General features: G+C 49.8%; 24 protein-coding genes and 1 tRNA gene. 4 read left to right on the forward strand and 21 right to left on the reverse strand.

What is annotated here, in order from left to right; translation table 11 throughout:
* Positions 1 to 3 precede the first annotated feature (3 nt).
* From gpmI to KNO91_RS07350, 7 genes are all read right to left on the reverse strand, one after another.
* Positions 4 to 1,542, reverse strand: a complete 1,539-nt coding sequence (gene gpmI, locus KNO91_RS07320) for a 2,3-bisphosphoglycerate-independent phosphoglycerate mutase (protein WP_214795444.1) — start codon at positions 1,540 to 1,542, stop codon at positions 4 to 6.
* Entirely contained in the window at positions 1,543 to 2,295 is a 753-nt protein-coding gene (gene tpiA / locus KNO91_RS07325; protein WP_034778525.1) for a triose-phosphate isomerase, read from the reverse strand. It lies immediately after the preceding gene.
* An 18-nt stretch (positions 2,296 to 2,313) separates the two neighbouring features.
* Positions 2,314 to 3,498: a phosphoglycerate kinase gene (locus KNO91_RS07330; protein WP_214746065.1), complete on the reverse strand. Its 1,185-nt coding sequence runs from the start codon at positions 3,496 to 3,498 to the stop codon at positions 2,314 to 2,316.
* Positions 3,499 to 3,595: 97 nt separating this feature from the next.
* A complete protein-coding gene (gap, locus tag KNO91_RS07335; RefSeq protein WP_012726912.1) occupies positions 3,596 to 4,603 on the reverse strand; it encodes a type I glyceraldehyde-3-phosphate dehydrogenase in 1,008 nt (335 codons plus the stop codon).
* 59 nt (positions 4,604 to 4,662) lie between these two features.
* Positions 4,663 to 5,691, reverse strand: a complete 1,029-nt coding sequence (locus KNO91_RS07340) for a sugar-binding transcriptional regulator (RefSeq protein WP_012726913.1) — start codon at positions 5,689 to 5,691, stop codon at positions 4,663 to 4,665.
* A 109-nt stretch (positions 5,692 to 5,800) separates the two neighbouring features.
* Positions 5,801 to 6,058 carry a glutaredoxin family protein gene (locus tag KNO91_RS07345; protein ID WP_251126064.1) on the reverse strand — a complete coding sequence of 86 codons (258 nt, stop codon included), beginning with the start codon at positions 6,056 to 6,058 and terminating at the stop codon, positions 5,801 to 5,803.
* Between the two features lie 5 nt (positions 6,059 to 6,063).
* Complete coding sequence (locus KNO91_RS07350) at positions 6,064 to 7,209, reverse strand: RNA polymerase factor sigma-54 (protein WP_214817247.1); 1,146 nt, start codon at positions 7,207 to 7,209, stop codon at positions 6,064 to 6,066.
* A 118-nt stretch (positions 7,210 to 7,327) separates the two neighbouring features.
* Between KNO91_RS07350 and KNO91_RS07355 the strand changes: the two genes are divergently transcribed.
* From KNO91_RS07355 to clpP, 3 genes are all read left to right on the forward strand, one after another.
* Positions 7,328 to 7,400: transfer RNA gene (locus KNO91_RS07355), tRNA-Arg, on the forward strand.
* A 139-nt stretch (positions 7,401 to 7,539) separates the two neighbouring features.
* Positions 7,540 to 9,435, forward strand: a complete 1,896-nt coding sequence (locus KNO91_RS07360; protein WP_214817249.1) for a 3'-5' exonuclease — start codon at positions 7,540 to 7,542, stop codon at positions 9,433 to 9,435.
* A gap of 127 nt (positions 9,436 to 9,562) precedes the next feature.
* A complete protein-coding gene (clpP, locus tag KNO91_RS07365) occupies positions 9,563 to 10,138 on the forward strand; it encodes an ATP-dependent Clp endopeptidase proteolytic subunit ClpP (protein ID WP_012726916.1) in 576 nt (191 codons plus the stop codon).
* A gap of 43 nt (positions 10,139 to 10,181) precedes the next feature.
* Here clpP and KNO91_RS07370 read toward each other — a convergent pair whose 3' ends face one another.
* The 13 genes from KNO91_RS07370 to hprK all read right to left on the reverse strand — a co-directional run bounded on the left by KNO91_RS07370 (position 10,182) and on the right by hprK (position 21,046).
* Entirely contained in the window at positions 10,182 to 10,877 is a 696-nt protein-coding gene (locus KNO91_RS07370) for a MerR family transcriptional regulator (protein ID WP_214817252.1), read from the reverse strand.
* Positions 10,878 to 10,934: 57 nt separating this feature from the next.
* Positions 10,935 to 11,378 (reverse strand): hypothetical protein, encoded by a 444-nt coding sequence (locus tag KNO91_RS07375; RefSeq protein ID WP_371816648.1) that lies wholly within the window; start codon positions 11,376 to 11,378, stop codon positions 10,935 to 10,937.
* A gap of 89 nt (positions 11,379 to 11,467) precedes the next feature.
* Positions 11,468 to 11,983, reverse strand: a complete 516-nt coding sequence (locus tag KNO91_RS07380) for a DUF2179 domain-containing protein (RefSeq protein ID WP_074033625.1) — start codon at positions 11,981 to 11,983, stop codon at positions 11,468 to 11,470.
* 90 nt (positions 11,984 to 12,073) lie between these two features.
* Positions 12,074 to 12,313, reverse strand: coding sequence for a CopG family transcriptional regulator (locus KNO91_RS07385; RefSeq protein ID WP_074033629.1), 240 nt, complete (start codon positions 12,311 to 12,313; stop codon positions 12,074 to 12,076).
* Between the two features lie 84 nt (positions 12,314 to 12,397).
* On the reverse strand, positions 12,398 to 13,351 hold the full coding sequence (gene whiA, locus KNO91_RS07390; RefSeq protein WP_074033630.1) for a DNA-binding protein WhiA: 954 nt from the start codon (positions 13,349 to 13,351) through the stop codon (positions 12,398 to 12,400).
* Positions 13,352 to 13,385: 34 nt separating this feature from the next.
* Complete coding sequence (locus tag KNO91_RS07395; protein WP_214795434.1) at positions 13,386 to 14,381, reverse strand: gluconeogenesis factor YvcK family protein; 996 nt, start codon at positions 14,379 to 14,381, stop codon at positions 13,386 to 13,388.
* A gap of 1 nt (position 14,382) precedes the next feature.
* On the reverse strand, positions 14,383 to 15,255 hold the full coding sequence (gene rapZ / locus KNO91_RS07400) for an RNase adapter RapZ (protein ID WP_074033636.1): 873 nt from the start codon (positions 15,253 to 15,255) through the stop codon (positions 14,383 to 14,385).
* A 120-nt stretch (positions 15,256 to 15,375) separates the two neighbouring features.
* Complete coding sequence (gene trxB, locus KNO91_RS07405) at positions 15,376 to 16,329, reverse strand: thioredoxin-disulfide reductase (protein ID WP_214817258.1); 954 nt, start codon at positions 16,327 to 16,329, stop codon at positions 15,376 to 15,378.
* A gap of 68 nt (positions 16,330 to 16,397) precedes the next feature.
* Positions 16,398 to 17,870 (reverse strand): tetratricopeptide repeat protein, encoded by a 1,473-nt coding sequence (locus tag KNO91_RS07410; protein ID WP_214817261.1) that lies wholly within the window; start codon positions 17,868 to 17,870, stop codon positions 16,398 to 16,400.
* A 294-nt stretch (positions 17,871 to 18,164) separates the two neighbouring features.
* Positions 18,165 to 18,647 carry an acyltransferase gene (locus KNO91_RS07415; RefSeq protein ID WP_214786945.1) on the reverse strand — a complete coding sequence of 161 codons (483 nt, stop codon included), beginning with the start codon at positions 18,645 to 18,647 and terminating at the stop codon, positions 18,165 to 18,167.
* Positions 18,640 to 19,290 carry a pyrophosphatase PpaX gene (ppaX, locus tag KNO91_RS07420; RefSeq protein WP_214795430.1) on the reverse strand — a complete coding sequence of 217 codons (651 nt, stop codon included), beginning with the start codon at positions 19,288 to 19,290 and terminating at the stop codon, positions 18,640 to 18,642. Before ppaX ends, KNO91_RS07415 begins: the two co-directional genes overlap by 8 nt.
* The gene (gene lgt / locus KNO91_RS07425) at positions 19,290 to 20,108 is read right to left on the reverse strand and encodes a prolipoprotein diacylglyceryl transferase (RefSeq protein ID WP_214817264.1); all 819 of its coding nucleotides are present in this window, start codon (positions 20,106 to 20,108) and stop codon (positions 19,290 to 19,292) included. The genes ppaX and lgt overlap by 1 nt, the downstream gene beginning before the upstream one ends.
* Positions 20,109 to 20,110: 2 nt before the next feature.
* Positions 20,111 to 21,046, reverse strand: a complete 936-nt coding sequence (gene hprK / locus KNO91_RS07430) for an HPr(Ser) kinase/phosphatase (protein ID WP_214786940.1) — start codon at positions 21,044 to 21,046, stop codon at positions 20,111 to 20,113.
* Between the two features lie 148 nt (positions 21,047 to 21,194).
* Between hprK and KNO91_RS07435 the strand changes: the two genes are divergently transcribed.
* On the forward strand, positions 21,195 to 21,551 hold the full coding sequence (locus KNO91_RS07435) for a hypothetical protein (RefSeq protein ID WP_214786938.1): 357 nt from the start codon (positions 21,195 to 21,197) through the stop codon (positions 21,549 to 21,551).
* Positions 21,552 to 21,588: 37 nt separating this feature from the next.
* On the opposite strand, the gene KNO91_RS07440 is transcribed toward KNO91_RS07435, so the two are convergent.
* Entirely contained in the window at positions 21,589 to 22,758 is a 1,170-nt protein-coding gene (locus KNO91_RS07440; protein ID WP_214786935.1) for a DUF4097 family beta strand repeat-containing protein, read from the reverse strand.
* Between the last annotated feature and the right edge of the window lie 40 nt (positions 22,759 to 22,798).

Here is a 22,798-nt window from a genome sequence, read left to right on the forward strand (position 1 = left end):
GTATTATTTTGTAACGATTGATGAACCAGTCATTTCAGCTGGCTGTTCTCCACCGAGAAGGTCGAGAAGTGTTGGGGCGAGGTCGCAAAGTGCGCCTTCGAGAACTGGTTTCAGTTCGACTCCCTCTTTTGTGATGATACACGGAACAGGTTCCGTCGTGTGCGCCGTCATCGGCGAGCCGTCCGGGTTCGTGACGATGTCTGCGTTCCCGTGGTCTGCTGTGATGATGGCCGCGCCGCCTTTAGCAAGTAATGCGTCCACTACTTTACCGAGGCACTCATCGACTGCTTCGATCGCTTTCTTCGTCGGCTCAAGCTTACCTGAGTGACCAACCATATCCGGGTTCGCGAAGTTGATGATGTATGCATCATACTCATCCGACTCGATACGTTCGAGCAAGCCGTCTGTGAGTTCGTACGCACTCATTTCTGGTTGCAAGTCGTATGTCGCGACTTTCGGTGAAGGTACGAGGAGACGATCCTCGCCTTCGAATGGCTTTTCTTTTTGTCCGTTCAAGAAGAACGTGACGTGTGGGTACTTCTCTGTTTCTGCGGCACGGAGCTGTTTGTATCCTTGCGCAGAGAGTGTTTCCCCGAGTGTGTTTTTCAAATCTTCCGGTGGGAAGACGATGTCCGTGTCGATATCATCCGAGTACTTCGTCATCGAAACGAGAAGAAGGTTCTCAGGATGGTTTTCAGAGAGTTTGAAGCCTTCGAATCCAGCTTTCTCTTTGAATACTTTCGACAACTGGATCGCCCGGTCCGGACGGAAGTTGAAGAACATGATCGCATCGTTGTCTTGAATTGTTGCGATCGGCTTGCCATCTTTTTCGATGACTGTCGGTAAGACGAACTCATCCGTCAAATCGTTCTCATACGACTTCTTGAGAACCTCGACTGGGTCCGTACCGACTTCGCCTTTTCCGTTTACGAGGACGTCGTATACTTTCTCGACGCGCTCCCAACGGTTGTCGCGGTCCATGGCATAGTAGCGACCAGACACGCTAGCGACTTGACCGACACCGAGTTCAGCGAGCTTTTCTTCTGTTTCCTTGAGGAAACCAGCACCTGACTTCGGATCACAGTCACGGCCGTCCGTGAACGCGTGAATGTACACTTTTTCAATACCGTGGAGTTTTGCGAACTCAACGATGGCATACATGTGTTTGATGTGCGAGTGAATCCCACCATCTGACACGAGGCCCATGATGTGGAGGCTCGAGTCATGTTTCTTCACATGTCCTGCCAAATGGTTCATCGCCTGACGGTCGAAGAACGAACGATCCTTGATTGCGTTGTTGACGCGTGAGAGTGACTGATAGACAACTCGACCGGCACCGATATTTAAGTGACCGACTTCCGAGTTCCCCATCTGCCCTTCTGGAAGACCGACGTACTCGCCTTTTGCGTTTAAGAGCGTATGTGGATACTGCTCCCAGTAGCGATCGAAGTTCGGCTTGTCTGCAGCCAAGACCGCGTTACCGAACGATTCGTCACGCATCCCGAAACCATCTAAGATGATGAGTGCGACTGGTCTAGCCATTTAAATCGCCTCCAACAATTTGAGGAACGAAGCGGCTTCAAGTGAAGCACCGCCGACGAGTGCGCCGTCGATATCTTCTTGTGCCATGTACTCTTTGATGTTCTCAGGTTTTACAGATCCACCGTATTGGATGCGTACTGCAGCCGCTACGTCTTCGCCGTAAAGACCTTTCACCACGTCGCGAACATACTTACAAGAGCTTTGTGCGTCAGCTTCGTCCGCTGATTTACCTGTACCGATTGCCCAAACTGGCTCATACGCGATGACGAGTTGTTTGACTTGGTCAGCAGAGAGGTCAGCGAGACCGCCTTCGACTTGTGTTTTGATGACTTCTTCGAACTTGTCGCCTTCGCGCTCCTCGAGTGTTTCACCGACACAAACGATTGGCGTAAGACCGTGTTCGAACGCTTTTTTCGTTTTGCTGTTGATGAACGCATCTGATTCGCCGAAGTACTCGCGACGTTCTGAGTGACCGAGGATGACGTAAGTCACGCCGAGGTCAGCGACCATAGCTGGGCTGATTTCGCCAGTGTAGGCACCGCTATCTTTGTCGTACATGTTTTGTGCACCGAGCTTCAAGTTTGACCCTTTAGCTGCTTCTACCATCGGTGCGAGGAAAAGTGCCGGAGCACCAATCGCTGCATCTACTTTGTCAGTAGACGGGATGTTGTTTTTAACTTCCTCTACGAAAGCGACTGCTTCCGAGAGTGTTTTGTTCATTTTCCAGTTACCTGCAATAATCGGTTTACGCATCGATAACCCTCCTCTAAATTACTTGTCGTTAAGCGCCTCGACACCTGGAAGTTTTTTGCCTTCCATGAATTCGAGTGACGCGCCACCACCAGTTGAAATGTGACTCATCTTGTCAGCAAGACCAAACTTGGCTGCCGCAGCGGCTGAGTCGCCACCACCGATGATTGAATATGCATCGCTGTCTGCAAGTGCTTGAGCGACACCTTTCGTTCCGTTTGCGTATTTATCAAGTTCGAATACGCCCATCGGTCCGTTCCATACGACAAGTTTCGATTCGCGAATCGCGTCCGCGTAAAGTTCGACTGTCTTCGGTCCGATATCAAGACCCATGTGATCCGCTGGGATCGAGTCGATATCGACTGGGCCGACATACGTTTCTTCGCCGAATTCTTTCGTGATGACACAGTCGACAGGCATCAAGAACTTCACGCCTTTGTCTTCTGCTTTCTTCATGAATTGACGAGCGAGGTCAAGCTTATCCTCTTCAAGGAGCGACGTCCCGACTTCGTGCCCGAGTGCTTTCGAGAACGTGTACGAGAGTCCGCCACCGATGATGAGTGTGTCAACGATGTCAAGAAGGTGGTCGATGACCCCAATCTTGTCAGCTACTTTCGATCCGCCGATAATCGCCGTGAACGGACGGTCTGGGTTAGAAAGAGCTTTACCGAGAACTTCAAGTTCTTTTTCCATCAAGAGACCAGCAACGGCTGTATCCACGTGGTGTGCAATTCCTTCAGTTGAAGCGTGTGCACGGTGAGCCGCGCCGAACGCGTCGTTGACGTATACGTCAGCAAGTGCTGCGAATCCTTTTGCAAGTTCAGCGTCGTTTTTCGTTTCACCTGGGTAGAAACGAACGTTCTCTAAAACGACGACATCGCCTTCAGAGAGTTTAGCGACCGCTTCTTCTGCGACCGGACCGTATGCTTCTTCGACGAGCGGTACATCTTTTCCGAGGAGCTCAGCGAGACGCTTCGCTACTGGAGCAAGTGAGAACTCAGGGTTCTTCTCGCCTTTTGGACGGCCGAGGTGGCTCGCAAGGACGAGTTTCGCACCACCGTCAAGCAAATGCTTGATCGTTGGAAGTGCGGCTTGGATCCGAGTTTCGTCTTGGATGACGCCATCTTTGAGTGGAACGTTGAAGTCAACGCGGCAAAAGACGCGTTTCCCTTTTACATCGATGTCACGAATAGACTGTTTGTTCATAACTTTCGCCTCCATATGTCGTGCGTGTCATTTCATAAATAGAGCGGAGAACAATCTCTTGTTTCCGCTCCTATTTGATTCTATTTAGTTCACGAAATTACTTCGCGATGTTAGCGAAGTGCTTAACTGTGCGAACCAATTGTGCAGTGTAAGACATTTCGTTGTCATACCAAGAAACTGTTTTAACGAGTTGCTTGTCGCCAACTGTCATTACTTTAGTTTGAGTCGCGTCGAAGAGTGAACCGTATGTGATTCCAACGATGTCAGAAGAAACGATTTCGTCTTCAGTGTAACCGAATGACTCGTTTGCTGCTGCTTTCATCGCTGCGTTTACTTCGTCTACAGATACTTGCTTGTCGAGTACAGTTACGAGCTCAGTGAGTGAGCCTGTAGCAACTGGTACACGTTGTGCAGCACCGTCAAGTTTTCCTTGAAGTTCAGGGATTACGAGACCGATTGCTTTAGCAGCACCTGTTGTGTTAGGTACGATGTTCGCTGCAGCTGCACGTGCACGACGGAAGTCACCTTTCGGGTGTGGAGCGTCAAGCGTGTTTTGGTCGCCAGTGTAAGCGTGGATCGTAGTCATGAGACCTTCAACGATTCCGAACTGGTCTTGAAGTACTTTAGCCATTGGTGCCAAGCAGTTTGTTGTACAAGAAGCACCTGAGATGACTGTTTCAGTACCATCGAGGATGTCGTGGTTTGTGTTGTAAACAACAGTCTTCATGTCACCTGTAGCAGGAGCCGAGATAACAACTTTCTTCGCGCCAGCTTTCAAGTGAAGCTCAGCTTTTTCTTTAGAAGTGAAGAATCCAGTACATTCGAGAACGATGTCTACACCGAGGTCTCCCCATGGAAGTTCTTCAGGGTTACGGTTAGCAAGCGTGATAACTTTCTCTCCGTTTACGAGGAAGTGATCGTCATGTACTTCAACTTCTCCGTCGAAACGACCTTGAGTCGTGTCATACTTGAGAAGGTGCGCAAGCATCTTCGTGTCTGTCAAGTCGTTGATTGCAACAACTTCGATCCCTTCGTTTTTGATGATCTCGCGGAATGCCAAACGACCGATACGTCCAAATCCGTTAATACCAACTTTTACTGCCATGTTAATTTCCTCCTTAGGGTAGAAGCTATTTATTGAAGAGCCAACGGGGGGTCAACTCTTTAATAACAAGTTAATAATTCTTTCGCCGCACCTTCGTCTGTGACGAGGATGATGTTCGACGTGTGTTTCGCATAAGCGGCGATCGCCTGTGCCTTCGATTTTCCTCCGGCAACCGCGATGACGGTATCCATGTCATCCAGCTCTTCGAGTTGGATCCCGACCGTCTTGACGCGATGAACGATCTCACCTTCCGCATTGAAATAATATCCGAATGCTTCGGCGACGGCGTCATGCCGTTCAATCATCCGCAAATGCTCCGGTGATGCATGACGGCGTTTTGCCATCGTTTCTGCCTCACCAATTCCATGTACCACAATTCGCGCCGCTCTAATCATTTCCAGTACATTTTTAATACTAGGTTCCTCCACCATCCGGTCGAATGTTTCTTGTGACACTTCATCCGGAATATGTAGAAGATGATAGTCTGCGTGGGCCCGGTCCGCCATGCGTGAGCAGACGGTATTCGCTTGAAGTTCAAGCGTTTCACCAAGACCTCCGCGTGCGGGCACAAAATGCATCGGGCGTTCTTTTTTATCGGGCGACATCATCGCCGCAACCGATGCCATCGTCGTTCCACCTGTTACCGCAATCACGTTATCATCCGGTGCGAGCCGCGCTTTTAACTGCGTGACCGCTGCCCGTCCGATATCGCGTTGGACCCAGAATGTCTCATCTGAATCACCTGGTACGATGACGACTTGGCGAACTCCTAATTTCTCTTCGAGCTCTCTTGCCACTTCTGAGATTCCGAGAAGTTCTCCCATGATCTCGTGCAAGTCTCGTAAGACGTTTCGTCCCGTCTCACTAAGGGAAATTCCTTGAGTAGCGACGTAAAGAAGACCTTGGTCTTTCAAAAAATCGACTTCTCGTCTGAGCACCCGTTCGGTCAGTCCCAAACTCGTTGCGAGTGTCCTGCGGCCAATCGGCTGCATCAAGCGGACATAATGTAAGATATCGTAACGATGTCGGAGCGTATCGAGCAGGTCAGGGACAATTTGCTTCTGAACGTGAATCAGTTGCTGGATCATGCTCTTCCCCCCTCGACTTTCAGTGTGGACAACTTTTGTCCCACTTTTTTATTTGCGTCCCACCGCTACGAGTTCATCTTATCAATCACTTTTCCGTCTGGCAACCCCTTCAAACGTTTTTTTTCGATGTAAGCGTATACTTAACAAAATCTTCAACTTTGTTGTCATCATATCGCCCTTGACTGATGACTTGCCCTTCGTGTATAAGAACGGGGATCTCGAAGAGGTACTTCGCCTCGAGTACCTCGTCTCCCGTGATGTCGACTTGTTCGAGCTCAATCGGATAATCTTCCTGCAACCATTCGAGCATGACGATTGCCTCGTCACAGAGTGAACAATTGTCACGTTTATATAATGTAAATTTCATTTTCGTCATCCTTTCCATAACTGTCGCTCACGCTCACGTGAATTGCCGAATCCGAGTTCTTCCCGATAGTTCGTCACGGTCCGTCGCGTCACGAGATATCCGTATCGGGCGAGCTCTTTAGCGAGGGCTTGATCACTTTGCGGTGCCTTCTCTCGTTGGATGAGTTCCGCGAGCGTCCGTTTGATCATGAACGGCGAATGCCCATGATTCGTCGACCGGACGAAAAAGTGTCGCCATTCCATGATTCCGCCCTCGGTCTTCGCGAACTTCCCTTGTATGGCACGCCCGACCGTTGATTCGTGCTTTCCGATTTGTTGCGCGACGGTACGACGTGTCAACGGATGGAGGACAAGTTCTCCTTTGAGCCACTCGGTCTGACGCGACTCGATGACCGCCCAAATGTCTCGAAGCGTCTCGTTACGCATCGCAAGGGATGTCATCCACCATTTCGCCTCGCGGTCATTCCCGACACGCGTCTCGTCAAGTTCAGGACTGAGCCACGTCGTGACAAGCTCCCCGTCCTCCACACACACTTCGACTTCCGGATAGACGTGCCCCGTTTCTTCATATAATAAAGGACGCTTCGGGAGTGTCGCGACAATCCGTTCTAGACGGGCTAGTTCTTCTTCCGAAATCGCGAGCGCGCTTGCCATCTGTTGATGGCTCACTCCACTCTCAATCGCATCGAATACATCGACGACGCGCGGGTCCTCATGCTCGATCGCATGCCGATACTGACACTCCCGTTCCGTTCTTGCCCCGATCCCCGTCGGTTCAAGAAATAGGAGTGCCTGTCTCGCCTGTTCGATTTGAGAGATGTCGATACCGAACCGCTCCGCCAATCCCTCATTCGTGTCCGGCAACAACCCTCGATGATCGAGCAAGAGGACGAGTTGTCGTCTCAGCTCCTTCTCCGTCTCGCTTCCGCTTCCTTCCCGAATCTGCGTGAACAGCTTCTCCTCGAACGCACTCGCCGCATCTGCAATCCATCCGAGATCCCCGCTCCCGACATGAATGTTTGGATTATGTCGCGCGAGCCGTGCGAGACGAAACGTGAGCGCGAGACGATCCGCCTCGAGTACCGGCAGCCGTTGCACAAGGTCTTGTGTCATCTGTTGCTGTTGCACCTGTTTTTGTTCTTGCCGTTGCATCGTTCTCCCCCCTCTCTTCTATTGTAACGAACCCGCTCCACTCGCGCTCAAAAAAGCGTAATGAACAGGATTGCTTTTTCAATAAAACAAATGTATAATAAATTCGTGTCACACACATGCACCCGTAGCTCAGGGGATAGAGCACTGGTTTCCGGTGCCAGGTGTCGGGAGTTCGAATCTCTCCGGGTGTATTACATAAAAGGACGAAGGCCTAATTAAGGTCTTCGTCCTTTTTTTGTGTTTTCTCCCTCAATTTCAAACCACCATCCTTTTTATGTATCCTTTATATAGTATATTTAAGTAAAAGGATTGGAAACGAGGTGTCAATTAATGGCTCATACTGTTCCTGAAACGATTCGTTCATCCGCAACAGCAGGAGAGCGGCTCGTGTTTCGTACGTTGAAACGCTACCTTCCAGACGATTACATCGTTTATTTTGAACCCAATATACACGGTCGAAGACCCGATTTCGTCATCATCGGACCTGATTTAGGGTTAATCGTTTTAGAAGTGAAAGACTATACGCGTTCTACTCTCTACCAACTGAACCATGATGAATGGATGATCACTCCCGCAAACGGATCTCAAAAGAAAGTAAAAAGTCCATTTCTACAAGCCCGTGAAAATATGTTCAAACTGACTGACGTCCTAAAAAAGGATCAAAACCTGATTCAACACGAAGGAAAGTATGCAACGACATTAAAATTTCCTTATGGATCAGGCGTCATTTTTACACGATTGACACAAGATGACTGTATTCGTCATGGACTCTATCAAGTCATTGATCCTTGTTTCTCTCTGATGCGTGATGAAATCAACCCGGATGATTCACAATTCTCAGAAGAAATCCTCATCGAAAAAATTCTGAATATGTTCACGGTTCCTTATCGCCTGAGGCAACCGTTGACTGGTGAAGAAATCGATGCGATTCGTTATCATCTCTTCCCAGAAGTTCGAATCAGCGCCGAATTTAAAAAAGTCACACCATATCAAGACCAGCTTTTACTATCCCTTCACAACATCCGGGCGATGGACCTACATCAAGAAAACTTGGCCAAACAACTCGGTGATCAAAATCGTTTAATTCGAGGTGTTGCAGGTAGTGGCAAGACCCTCATTTTGGCGAGTCGCGCTAAACTGTTATCTAAACAACATCCCGAATGGAAGATTTTAATCCTATGTTACAATATCTCGCTAGCCCGTTTTATCGAACAGATGGTACAACAGATGATGTTAGAACCGGATGATTTATTCGATTTCGATCCTCAGTTGAAACAGAGGAACCATTTGATTGAAGTTCGAAATTTCCACGCCTGGTTGCAGAATGATTTACACATCTCGGAAAGAAGAATACCGGCGATACTTGAAAAGTTAAGGAAGCGAGAAATCATCTTCCCGTCTTACGATGCGATTTTGATTGATGAGGGACAAGACTTCGAACCCGAATGGCTCGAACTTGCAAGCGAACTTTTAAATCCTGAAACGAAATCGCTTTTACTCGTCGAAGATCGAGCGCAGTCTATCTATAAACGAAAACGTAGTTATGTACAGGATACCGGTTTGGATTTCCGAGGAAGGTCCAAAATTCTAAATATTAATTACCGAAACACTTCTCAAATCGTATCGTTCGCCTGGTCGTTTTATCAATCCAATTCCTCCCTAAAAGATAAAGTTGTGACGAAGGAATTAGATGGTGAAATCATTGCTCCTCAAAGTACGCTTCGAAGAGGTCCTGAACCAGCCATTATTAAATGTGATCATTTCTTCAAAGAGGCAGATCTCGTTGCTCGGCAAATAAAAAAATTACATGACGAGAAAAAAGTCCCCTATTCTGAAATGTTGATCCTGTATCGCGTCCAGAAGTTCTCGACGATGCATTATGTCGACACGTTACAACGTGCCCTAAACTACTATGGAATCGAGCACTTTTGGATTACGGAGAGTAGCGAGACGAAACGTACCTTCTCAAAAGATGATCAACGCGTAAAAATTAGTACAATTGACAGCAGTAAAGGTCTTGATTTTCAAGCCGTTTTTATCGTAAACGTTGAAAATATGCCGTTTAAATATGAAGAAGATCTCGAGCGTGAAGTCTCTCTCCTTTACATCGGAATGACGCGTGCTAAAGAATATCTCTTCTTATCCTATTCAGGTGAATCCACTTTCACACGTTATTTTGAATCAAGTCGGGTAATCAAACCAGCTCGTCCAAAGCTAAATGGGTAACCATCACGTCTTGAGACGTTTTACACATCGAGGGTCGTGGAATAAGCAGTAGAAAGGGTTTCTGTTTGACCAACATTGACTATACAGGTATGATGAACTTACAACCTACATAAAGGAGGCAGATTCAATGTTAATTCCAACAGTTATCGAACAGACAGGCCGTGGGGAGCGCGCGTATGACATCTACTCACGCTTGCTCAAAGACCGTATCATCCTTCTCGGAAGTGCGATTGACGACAACGTCGCGAACTCAATCGTCGCACAGCTCCTCTTCCTCGCAGCTGAGGATCCAGAAAAGGACATCTCGCTCTACATCAACAGCCCAGGTGGTTCGATTACAGCAGGTATGGCGATTTATGACACGATGAACTTCATCAAGCCAAACGTGTCGACGATTTGTATCGGAATGGCTGCATCGATGGGTGCCTTCTTGCTCCAAGCCGGTGAAAAAGGAAAACGCTTCGCACTTCCGAACGCAGAAATCATGATTCACCAACCGCTCGGCGGCACACAAGGCCAAGCGTCAGACATTAAGATTCACGCAGAACGCATCATCAAAATGCGTGAGAAATTGAACCAAATCATGGCTGAGAACACAGGACAGCCACTTGAAGTCATCGAGCGCGACACAGAGCGTGACTACTTCATGGCAGCTGACCAAGCGAAAGACTACGGTCTCATCGACAAAGTCATGACACGCTAATCATACAAAAGACGTTTCCCGATTGATCGGGAAACGTCTTTTTCTATTCGATGGGCATCCAGACTTCAATCATGTCATCCGCCCCTGCCTGCCCGTGAATGTAGCGTTCAAAGTCGACCGCATCGCGAAGCGTCACGTCTGGAACGTTTAACAGTTGCTCATATGTCGTAGGAATCATCGGGATGCCCCCTTCGACCGTCGCGACGATATAGTTCCCTTCCGTCAGTTCGACTTGTCGCGCTCCTTCCCCACTCAGGGGCTTCGTCATGCCAGCCACATAGCCGTTCTCATGTGGGAGGCAGACGCCATATGACTCATCTGTCGTCAATTCTGGTTGAAGTTTCACCCATACCTGAGGGATTTCTTCTAGCGTGCTCCCATAACCATATATTAAAATCGGTTCACGCAATGTTTCATATCGAATGTTCATGTTGTTCCCTCCTGACTGCATCGACCGAATCTGTCCCTCGATTCGATGAAGCTGTTCAATTTCCGTCCTGACTTCACGTAACCGCGTTTCAAGCAATGCCTCGATTGATAAATTAGACTGGATTTGTTCCATACTCAGTCCAATCTGACGCAATCGTTTGATTTCGCTTAAACGTCGAATCTCGTCCATCCCATACATTCGATAGTGATTATCGGATCGGATTGGTCGCACGAGACCTCGTGCTTCATAAAATTTGATGGCTTTGACCGACAACCCGGTCACATGCGCCACTCTCCCAATTGGAATCAAAGTTTCCCCACCTCCTATCTTCACTGTACAGCCGTCCCTTGGAGGCAGGTCAACCCATTAGTTTTCAGGTACCCTGACACCGAACACGTATCGGCTGTCGCCTTGTGTCCATTCCCCACCAATCTCATATACATAAATACCTGGTTCGTCTGGCACGACCGGTTCAGCCGGGACGAGTTCTCCGTCCTCGACTCGATAAAAAGTCGATTCCATCGGCTCGGCATGATAGACGACGTCAATCGCATCACCCGGTTTGACCGTGATCAGTTGCAGGTCCTCGGCTTCCGGCAAGCCGTAGTCGGCGCACGTTGCACGATTGCCGGCTTCCCAACAATAGGTCGATTGCTCCACTTCCGCTGTCACCGAACCGACACGAACCGTCGGGAGCGGCGGTTTGACTGGATCGTCCCCATCACCGAACCAAGACACGGCGACATAAATCACCCCCACACCGACAAGTAACCCAATCAATACGATCCAAAAACGTCGATTTCTCTTCACGGTCTCATCTCCTTTCCTCACTCATTCCCTATCGTGCGGTAAAATCCCTACTCCAACAAAAAAAGACCCACTTCCGTGAGTCTTGTGCGTCATTTCGGACGACGCAGTCCTTTCATCATATAGCCGCCTTTGAAGTCGATTGGGTCGAATGCGACGAGAAACGCCTTCGGCTCATGCTTCTCGACGAGTTCACGCAATTCTTTCATCCGTGTCCGGGCTGCCAAGACGTCCAGACGATAACGGACACCGTCTCGACCTTGACCTTGGTAGTGCGTCACCCCGTAACCATTGTCACGCATCTGTTGGATGAGCTCCGCCGGATATTCTTTCGTGTGGACTTGAATCATGTTGTAGCCGATGGCGAGTTTACGTTCAACGTAGCCACCGAGTAAAATCCCAAGTCCGAACCCGACCGCATAAACGATCATACCGAGCGTCGTCAAATCTTGGAATACAATCCCGAGCGCGAAGATGTAGATGAGCGTTTCAAGCGTCCCGAACAGACCCGCGATGACCGTCTTCCCTTTCACGAGCATAATCGTCCGAAGCGTGAGCACCGGGACGTAGATAAGTTGTAGCAATAGGATAAGTAAGATTTGACCCATTCGATCGACCTCCGTTCAAATTCATTACCACCACTATTCCAAATTTCCGAGAGAGATGCAACTAAAAAAGGCTGACCGAAGTCAACCTTATTATTTCGTATCTAGATTTTTCACGCTCGTGAGCAATTCGTAGTCTTTACGAATCACTTCGTAGATCGCGTTCTTATCTCCGTTCAACAACTCTTCCGCACGAAGCTGGTTCAAGAGAAGGCTTGTTGCGAACGTGACGAGTGCACTCTTCGGAATTCCGATTTCTTTTGCGCGCTCTGTGATGACTTGGTCGAGCTTAGCGTCAATCGTGAGCGATAATCTTTTCTTTTCATTCGACATAGTGATGAAGCTCCTTTAATTCCTATTCAGTAAACCTATTCCAGTTGCTTATTATATAGGAAGAATGGTTTTGGTGCAACCGCGTCACGAAGAGGCGATCTCATCGCCGCTCCGCACACGCTCTGCAATTTGGTCAATTTTACGAAGTCGATGGTTGATTCCAGACTTCGAAATTGGACCAGACTCGAGCATTTCCCCGAGTTCTTGTAACGAGACGTCTTGATGCGTGACGCGCAGTTCAGCGATTTCACGAAGTTTTTTCGGCAAGACGTCGAGTCCGACCGTCCGCTCCAAGAACTTGATGTTCTCGACTTGGCGTAACGCCGCCCCGACCGTCTTGTTCAAGTTGGCCGTCTCACAGTTGACGAGGCGGTTGACGGAGTTGCGCATGTCTTTGATGATGCGTGCATCCTCAAATTCGAGCATTCCTCGTGTCGCACCGATCAACTTGAGGAAGTCGGAGATCTTCTCGCTCTCTTTCATATAGAGGATGTGCCCTTTTTTCCGTTCGAGCGTCTTCGCGTTCAAATCGAACCGATTCGCCAGATCGCGTAGCGCCTGGTTATGGTTTTCATACAAGCTGTAGACTTCGAGGTGATACGACGACGTCTTCGGATGGTTGATTGACCCTCCGGCGAGGAAGGCCCCACGCAAGTAGGCGCGTGCCAAGTTCTCATCACGTGTCATATCTGAGTTCAGCGTCCGAATCATCTCATAGTGCTCCCCGAGAATCTCGAGGTCACGAAGCATCGTCTCCGCATGCTGTGACACACGGACGATATAGACGTTATTCTTTTTCAGACGCATTTTCTTCCGTACGAATAAGTCTAGCGGATGGTCATAGAGGCGTTTCATCAACGAATACATCCGACGGGCGATCGAGGCGTTTTCGGTCGAGACGTCGAGCGTCATGCCTCGTCCTAGGGCGAGTGAGATGACGCCGTTCATCCGAACGAGTGCCGACAACTCTGCTTTCGCCTCGGCGTCGTTCACTTCGAGTTGTGTCAATTCTTTCTTCACATCTGATGCAAAGCTCATCGATTCCCCCTCCTTTCTATCTTTCAAACAATTCTTATTTCAATTCAAGCTGCTGAAACGAACGTGGTTTCTTGATCCGGAGCACGCGTTGCATGACGAGTCCGGCGATGGCGTCGGAGTCATGACGGATGTAATCCCGATTGTAATCGACGATATCTCCCGCAAGGACATTCGTTCCATAGTTTCGGAGCTTTTTCCGGTCGAAGCGGACTTCTTCCGATCCGTCTTCGAGGTAGCGCTCCAAATATTCTTCATCGATTGGCTCATTATTGACGACGATCGTATCAATCGACGCCTTCCCGAGATAGGCTTCGATGGCCTTCAAGTGCTTCATCGCATCATAGCCCTTCGTCTCGCCCGGTTGCGTCATGACGTTACAAATATAGACGACCGGGACTTGTGAGCGGACGATGGCTTCCCGCACCGCCGGAATGAGCAGGTTCGGGATGATGCTCGTATAGAGGCTACCTGGACCGAGCACGATGACGTCGGCCGACTCGATCGCTTCCACGACCCCTGGGGCCGGCTTGATGCCGTCCTCGAGTAAAAACAGGCGTTTGATCGGCTGTTGATGAAGCGGGATCTTCGATTCGCCTTTGACGATCGTCCCGTCCTCAAACTCTGCCGCGAGCGTCATGAGCGTCTCGGTCACCGGCAACACTTTCCCTTGTGCGTTCAAAAGCTGTGACATGACGTCGATTGCTTTGACGAACGACCCTTCACAAATATGGGTCGCCGCCGTCAGCATCAAGTTTCCAAGAGAGTGACCTTCTAGGCCGTATCCCGTGTCGAAACGATACTGTAAAATCTTATCCATCAACGGCTCGACTTCTGACAAGGCCAAGATGACGTTACGGATGTCTCCCGGGGGCAACATATGAAACTCGTCGCGCAAACGCCCTGAGCTGCCTCCGTCGTCTCCTACCGTGACGATGGCGGTGATGTCGAGAGGATAATGCTTCAAACCACGGACGAGGGTGGACAATCCTGTCCCCCCACCGATGGCAACTACTTTCCGTTCTCGTCTCATATCATTTCTCCTTCGTCGCGTGGGCAAGGTCACGGTGGACCGTCTTCACGTTGTAACGCTCTGCGAAATGCTCTGACACTTTCTCGGCGAACGTGATCGAGCGGTGTTTGCCGCCTGTGCAACCGAATGCCACCACGATCTGCGTCTTCCCTTCCCGCTTATATTGCGGAAGCAGGAATTCGAGCATATCGATCAACTTCTTATAAAATGCCCGCGCCTCCGGATGCGACATGACGTAGTCTTGCACTTCCGTCGTCTGACCCGTGAGCGGTCGAAGTTCAGGGATATAGAACGGGTTCGTGATAAAGCGGACATCAAACAGTAAGTCCACATCGAGCGGGACCCCGTGTTTGAACCCGAACGACATGAAGTTGACCGTGAACGGAATACGTTCCTCGTTGAACTGTTGCAAGATGCGGTCCTTCAGCATCTGCGGCTTCAAGTCACTCGTGTCGTATAGCGTATGGGCACGGTCGCGGAACCCTTCTAACAGTTCGCGCTCCATCTGGATGCCGACAAGTGGCGCATCTTCTGGGGCGAGCGGGTGTGACCGGCGCGTCTCTTTATAGCGACGAACGAGCACGTCGTCGCGCGTCTCTAAGTACAGAAGATGCGGGTGTACATTCTTCTTTTCCAAATCGTCGATGACGATGAACAAACTATCGATAAAATCTCTCGTACGTGTATCAATGGCGACCGCGATTTTCGGTCGGACCGAGCTGATGACATCAATCAATTGTGGTAAGAGAACCGGTGGTAAGTTATCGACACAGAAATAGCCGAGATCCTCGAAACTATTCATCGCGACGGACTTCCCAGCCCCGCTCATTCCGCTGATGATGATCAATTCTTCTAATCCTTTAAAATCTTCCATCTCGCTGACGCCCCCTTAAAATTGACAACCGAGCCGTGTGTGTAGCTCTCTCCATCTAGTATAACGAACGTCCGAAAAAAAGAGAAGGACCGCGGTTCCCCGCAGTCCTACCTTCTTGAATCATGCGTTTTGTTCTTGCAACGATTCGAGGAGCCCCTCGATGAAGTGTTGAGCGTTCTGAGCGGCAATCGATCCGTCGTTCGTCGCCGTGACGACTTGGCGGAGCGTTTTCTCACGAACATCACCGGCAGCGAAGATTCCTGGGATATTCGTTTCCATCGCCTCGTTCGTGACGATGTAGCCTTGCTCGTTCGTAATCCCGAGGTCTTGGACGAATCCAGTGATCGGGTTCATGCCGATATAGATGAAGACGCCGTCGATATCGTGGTCTGTCTCTGTACCGTCAACCGTGCTGACGAGACGAGCCCCACCGACTTTTCCGTCTTTCTCTGTAATTTCTTTCAATGTGTGGTTCCAAATGAAATCGATTTTCTCATTGTCGAACGCACGTTTTTGAAGAATTTTTTGAGCACGGAGCTCGTCGCGACGGTGAACGATTGTCACCTTGTTTGCGAAACGTGTCAAGAAGACACCTTCTTCAACAGCTGAGTCGCCACCACCGATGACGAACAAATCTTTCCCTTTGAAGAACGCTCCATCACATACCGCACAGTACGATACGCCACGGCCACCGAGTTCTTCTTCACCCCGTACACCGATTTTCTTATACTGAGCACCAGAGGCGAGGATGATTGCACGCGCTTTGTAGTCGCGGTTGTGCGCATGGACGATTTTATATTCTGTTTCATCCGAGATGCTTTGCACGTCCCCATATGCATACTCCGCACCGAACGCTTTCGAATGGTCGAACATTTTCTGAGACAAGTCAGGACCGAGAATGCTGTCGTATCCTGGGTAGTTCTCGATGTCTTCCGTGTTGGCCATTTGGCCACCTGGAATTCCGCGTTCGATCATAAGTGTTGAAAGGTTCGCACGTGAAGCATATAGCGCAGCGGTCATTCCGGCAGGACCGGCACCGATGATAATGACGTCATAAATTTTTTCTTCTGTCATGTTGATTCCACCTCTGCAAGAAATTGATTGCCTTTAGTATAAGAAACCTGTATGGGTATCGTCTATCTTTATGCTTGTTCGAGTGTCCGTTTGAACGAACGAACCGTCTCTGTCAACGTATCGACCGGGAGATGGAAGGCGTTCGCACAGTCCTCAAGAATCAAGGCGTCACGTTTCGTATAAAACATCCAGACGAGCGCAGCGGCCGATGCCGTTACGTCCATAAATGTTTCATCAGACAACAATAGCGTCGCAAATCGTTCATAGAAGTCACCTTCAAGACTCATCCGTTCAGCTTCCGAAACATGCGCTTCGGCAAGGACGAGGGCGTCAAACGCGCGCTTGACGCGAGCGTCTCCGTGGAACGGTTGTTGACAGAGGTCGGCACGACACATCTCTGCGAAGGCACGGACCGTCTCATTCTCCGTGACGGCGTTCGTCAGCGCAAGCGCCTCAAACGCCTCATCATCTTTTAAATTAGAAATGATTCGAATGATCTCGACTCGCGCTAGGTCGGTCTCTTGACGAAGACCTTGTACGAGCGCCGAACGAAACTCGAGGTTTTCCCGAATGTCGAAACTTTGCTTCTCTTCGAAACGTTTCATCTCTTCATTGTTCAAGTAGGTGGCTGCCTCTTCTAATCGTCCTGTCTTATAGGCAGACACGCTGAGCCAATGCCCAAACAATGGGTCTCCACGAAAACCGCGGTCTTTCAATAGACGTAACTCTTCATACGCACGGTCATAATGTCCGACGAGCGCAAGTGTCGTCGCCAATTTATAACGTAGGTCAAATTGGAGTGGACGGACACGTGTGAGTGGCGTCGATAACTGCGTCGCCGCTTCGGATTGTCCCGCCTCATGCAGCAATAGAATCGTGTTCAAAATTGCATGCAAGTTGCCCGGGTTCTGGTCGAGCACATATTCGAGCGTCCGGAACGCCGCTTGGTCATCGCCGAGGTAAAAACTGACGACGGATAGGTTGTTGTAGGCTGGCCAAAACGATGGGTACTGCCCGATCAAACGTTCGAGCGTCGCCTTCGCCGCAAAAAGTCGGCCTTTGTCGATTTGACGCTGTGCTTCTGTATGCCATGTGATCAATTCGTCCTCTTCCTCGTCCTCGAGCTCTTGTTCGAGTTCGATCAGTTCAAGAAGGGATTGCACGGCTTCCGCGTAGTGACCTTTCGTGTCACGGGCGAGATATTCAGAAGCATAGTTCGCCGCTTCTTCATATTGAGAGACATAGGCACAGTTGCTCGCTAAGTGATAGAGCGCCTCTGTCGCGGTCTCGTCGAGCTCTAATACTCGTTTCCACACGTCATTGGCGTGGTAGACCTCCCCTACTTCAAATAACAGTTCTGCGTACTGTTTATGATAGTCGACGCGATGCGTGGCTGCTGCTGTCGCTTCAGCCATGAAAAAAGTCGCTTCATCTAGGCGACCTTCCCGTAACGCACGACGACCTCTATAGTAGTGGAGCTCCGCAGCGAGCGGAGATTCTGGTTCGGGTAGCGTCATTACTGCTTCATAGTTCGCTTCCATATTCTAAATCCTCCACATCATCTCTAAATCTTTTTTTAGTTGCAGGGATAAGAATACCGCACTCGAACAACGAGGGCAACTGAAAAAGTTAAAAAAAATTGCGACTATATTCCCTCTATAATGAATATTTTTTACTAGGTCCAAAAATTGTTTTTGAACGAAAATATGATTCCGTCAATTCGGTTCATTTTCCCATTAAAAAGCGGCATCTCTTTTAAAAAAAGTGATACCGCTCAAGTATTCTTTCACGCCTCTATACAAAAAAGGCATAAAAACATTTTGCGAAAAATTGTGTCAAATATGTGTCAGCGACTGGAGCTTTGAACCGACGACCCGCTCACCTGGTAAGACGTCGCGGTGCACGACCGCACCCGCACCGACGACCGCACCGTCGCCGATTGTCACACCTGGTAAGATGGTCACGTTCGCCCCGATTAAGACTTCATTTCCGATAACGACGTCCCCGATCCGGTACTCATCGACGAGATACTCATGACAGAGAATCGTCGAATTGAATCCGATGACGGTGTTACGACCAATCGTGATCCGTTCCGGGAACATGACGTCCGGCGTGACCATGAGGGCGAGGGCACTATACTCGCCAATCTTCATACCGAGAAATGTCCGGTACAGCCAACGCTTCGCCTTCACCGAAGGGAAGTAACGACCGATGAGCACGACCGACGTGTTTTTGAAGACACGCAGAAAGCGAATCGTCCGATACATCTGCCAAAGCGGATTCGGTCCGTCGATGCGAAACCGTTTCGTCTTACGCATGAACGCTGACCTCGTCAAGCCATGCCTCAAAATGTTCCATCGAGTCGATGATGACATCCGGCTCGAGTGACTCAAGGAACGGACGGCCTTTTAATGCCCAGCCGACAGCGACCGTCTTCGTCCCTGCATTTTTCCCGCTGAAGATGTCTGTATCGTTATCCCCAACCATGACCGCTCGCTCCGGTGACGAACCAAGCGCTTGAAGCGCACGTTCGACCGGTTCGGCGTGTGGTTTTTCATTCTCGACATCGTCCGCCGTCACGACGACGTCAAACAAGTGGTCGATGTTGAACAACCGAAGACCGCGTTCGACGACCGGACGACCTTTCGATGTGACGACGCCCATCTTGTATCCTTTCGCATGAAGGCGATATAGGCCTTCGATGACACCCGGATACTCGGCGACAAGTTGGTCGTGCATGGCGATATTGAAACTCCGATAGAACGCTTGCATCTCTTTCCATTCCGCTTCGTTCAATTCACGGAACGACTTCTCGAGCGTCGGTCCGATGAAACGATAGATGTCCTCATCCCGATACGTATGTTCCGGGAAATAATACTCAAACGTGTGGCGGAAACTGGCGATGATGAGCGGGTTCGTATCGAGTAACGTACCGTCTAAGTCAAATAAGAGCGTATCCATTAATCAAACAATCCTTTCTCTGATGGGTCATTGTATCGTTTCGCATTGCGGCGAAGGATCATCATGACGATACCGAAGAGAATCAGCACGATTGACACCATTTGGGCTGCACGCAAATCGCCTGACATAAGACTATCTGTCCGGAGTCCTTCAATATAGAAGCGACCGATTGAATACCAGACGAGGTAAGACAAGAAGATATATCCACGACGTGGGTTCCCAATCATACGCCAAGCGACGAGGAGGATGACCCCGATGATGTTCCAAACACTTTCATAGAGGAACGTCGGGATATAATATGCGCCATCGATATACATCTGATTGACGATCCAATCCGGTAACATGAGCGTATCTTGCAGGAAGCTACGCGTCGTCTCGCCACCATGGGCCTCTTGGTTCATGAAGTTCCCCCAGCGCCCGATTGCTTGTCCGAGGAGAAGTGATGGCGCCAAGATGTCCGTCACTTTCCAGAACGACATCGATTTTCGCATACAATAGACGATGACGACAAGGAGTGCCCCGAAGATGGCACCGTGAATGGCAATCCCGCCTTGACGGATATCGATGATCTGCCCGAGGTTCTCTGAGTAGTAATCCCATTGGAACGTCACATAGTAAATACGCGCGAAGATGATACTGATTGGAATCGACCAGATGACGACGTCGACGAGTCGTTCCGAATCATAGTTAATCCGTTTCGCCTCATAGAGGGCAAGGACGAGTCCGAGCATTGCTCCGAAAGCGATAATCATGCCATACCAATATATCGGAAGAGAGCCAATTTCAAACGCTACACGATCAAATGTCGGTTCTACCATGATCACAAGTCTCCTTCAGTGTCCTGAATCGCGTTCGCGAGACGTTCCGCAAACTCTTCAGCCGTATTGATCCCCATGTTTTGCAGACGATAGTTCATCGCTGCGACCTCGATGATGACCGCCAAGTTTCGACCTGGGCGGACCGGGATCGTGAGGAGCGGGACTTCACTGTCGATGATTTTCATCGTGTTGTGATCGAGCCCGACGCGGTCGTACACTTTTCCAGCGTCCCAGTTCTCTAAGTTGACGATGAGACTGATCTTTTTATGGGACCGGACCGCACCTGCACCGAACAAGGTCATGACGTCGATGATGCCGATTCCACGAATCTCAAGCAAATGACGAATCAGCTTTGGTGCTGAACCGACGAGGAGCTGGTCACCCGTTTGACGAATCTCGACCGAGTCATCGGCGACGAGACGGTGTCCGCGTTTGACGAGCTCGAGTGCCGTCTCCGATTTCCCGACACCGCTTTGTCCTTTGATGAGGACGCCGACGCCATAAATATCGACGAGAACCCCGTGCATCGCCGTCATCGGCGCGAGTTCCATCTCAAGGAAGTTCGTGATTTGCGATTCGATCGAAGTCGTCACCGCATTCGTCCGCATGAGTGGGACGTTTGCCGCTTCCGCTTCTTCTTCGATTTCTTTCGGAATGTCAAATCCACGTGTGATTAAAATCCCAGGTGTCGATTCCGTACATAAGATCCGAGCACGCTCGCGACGCTTTTCTTCCGATAAGCTCGCATAGAAAGTTAACTCTGTCTTCCCTAGCACTTGAAGACGATTTTTCGCATAGTGCGTGTAATAACCGGCGAGGACGAGTCCAGGACGACTCAGGTCGGGTGTAGCGACCGGACGATGAAGCCCCTCTTCTCCCGCAATGACTTGAAGTTTAAAACGCTCAACGACTTGAGCTGTACGTACGATATTTTGCATCAGTATCTGCCCCTTTCACGCTCATTATTGTATCATAGCTCTTTCTATGTAGGGTTAGAGAAGTGATGAAGAACGTGTCAAAAAATTGTTGAAACTTTCATACATAGCGTTCGTAGGAAGGGTATAGGCAAATAGAGGAGGTGAAAATATGGATGCTTTATTTTGGATTGTCGTAATCATCGCGCTCGTCATCGGAATCGGGACCCTCATCTACATCATCAAGTCGCTGATTGATATGTGGAAAGAGTACGCAACGACGAAAAACGAGACGGTTTTGCTCTTGTTCATCTTGAATATCATCGGATTCTTCTTGTCGGGTGCGCTCATCTCGATGATTGTCGCCATCATCTTCTACTGGAATCGTTCGAAATCGATGCGTCTTCTCGGCATCATCTTGCTCATTGCCGGACCGGTCCTCTTCATCGTCTTCGCAGTCAGTGCATTCACGCTGTTTGATACACAGATGATGGATTGGCAACAGATGGAATATGAAATGAATCTTTAATCAAAAAAGTCCCGAAGGCTAAGCCTTCGGGATTTGCTTATTGTTGATGGAACGGATTGTTCAAATCAGCTGGGTCGACGGGATCGACCGGATCCGATGGCTCCGTCTGTTCTTCCTCAAGGAATGTCGACGGTGTGTATACCGATCCGTGTTCCAAGTCGATTGTACCGGTACGCGTACCCGCTTCGACTTCGATGCGAGGCGTTTGTCCACGACCGGACAAGAATTCAAGCCGACGCTGCGCGACGTCTTTTCGGTCACGGATGATTTCAAGTTCGTCGAGCAAGCAGTGGAGTCCACCGAAGTTCGTCTCAAGTTCACCTTCGACTTCGACACCATGCGGTAACACGAGTCGAACGTTTCCGGCGAGCGAGGCGAGTTCGAACTTGGCCGGACGAGCAGTCGCAAGCTCCGCGCGAATGTTTCCATTACCCGTCTTGAGGGATGCTTTGTCGTACTTCCCGCCGACGATGACGGCCCCATTTCCGGTACGGACATGGACGAGCTCTGCTTCGACACCTTCGACCTCGACTGTCCCGTTTCCGGTGTTAAGGAGGAGTTCCGATGCATGCACGTCATGTAAGACGACGCGACCGTTCGCCGTTTGAACCCGGACGTTCTCGACGTCAAGACCATCGGCACGAACTTCCCCGTTCAACGTCTGAATATGAAGATGGTTGAAATGGTGATGCGGGACGTACAGCTCCACATGGGCCCGGACGAGTTTATCACGCAATGAGACGACGAGACGGTCTCCGATGACGGAATGTTTGACCGCCGACTGCAACTGTTCGAGCGCTTTGTCCGCGTCTTGTTGGCGAAGCGGACGACCAGTCACGATGAGCTCACAATCTTCTGCATCTGACGAGACGATCGTCGCCGATGCGTTGAAGAGATCGAGTGAGATGTCGGTGCCCGTGAATGGGAATGATTTCGAATACGTCACTTCTGGCCCGAAATTCGAGCTGAAGGAGAAGTCGCTGTCACGAAGCTTCGTGACGAGCCCCTCTACCGCAGACGTCAGTTTCGTTGTGAGCGATTCGACCGAATAGGCATCGACCTTTTCCGTGTCTTGTCGCTCTTCTAACGCCTTGACTTGTTCTGGTTCAAGGCGTTCGAGACGCTCGAGTTGCGTCATCGCCTCCTCGATTGTCATCTTGCCTTCCTTCACTTGCTGGAGAATCAGTTCACGCATTTCTTGTTTCACGTTCGTTTTCCCCCTTCAATTTGGTTGCACGTCAATTACC

This window comes from Exiguobacterium sp. s59, assembly GCF_018617475.1.
GTDB lineage: Bacteria > Bacillota > Bacilli > Exiguobacteriales > Exiguobacteriaceae > Exiguobacterium > Exiguobacterium aestuarii.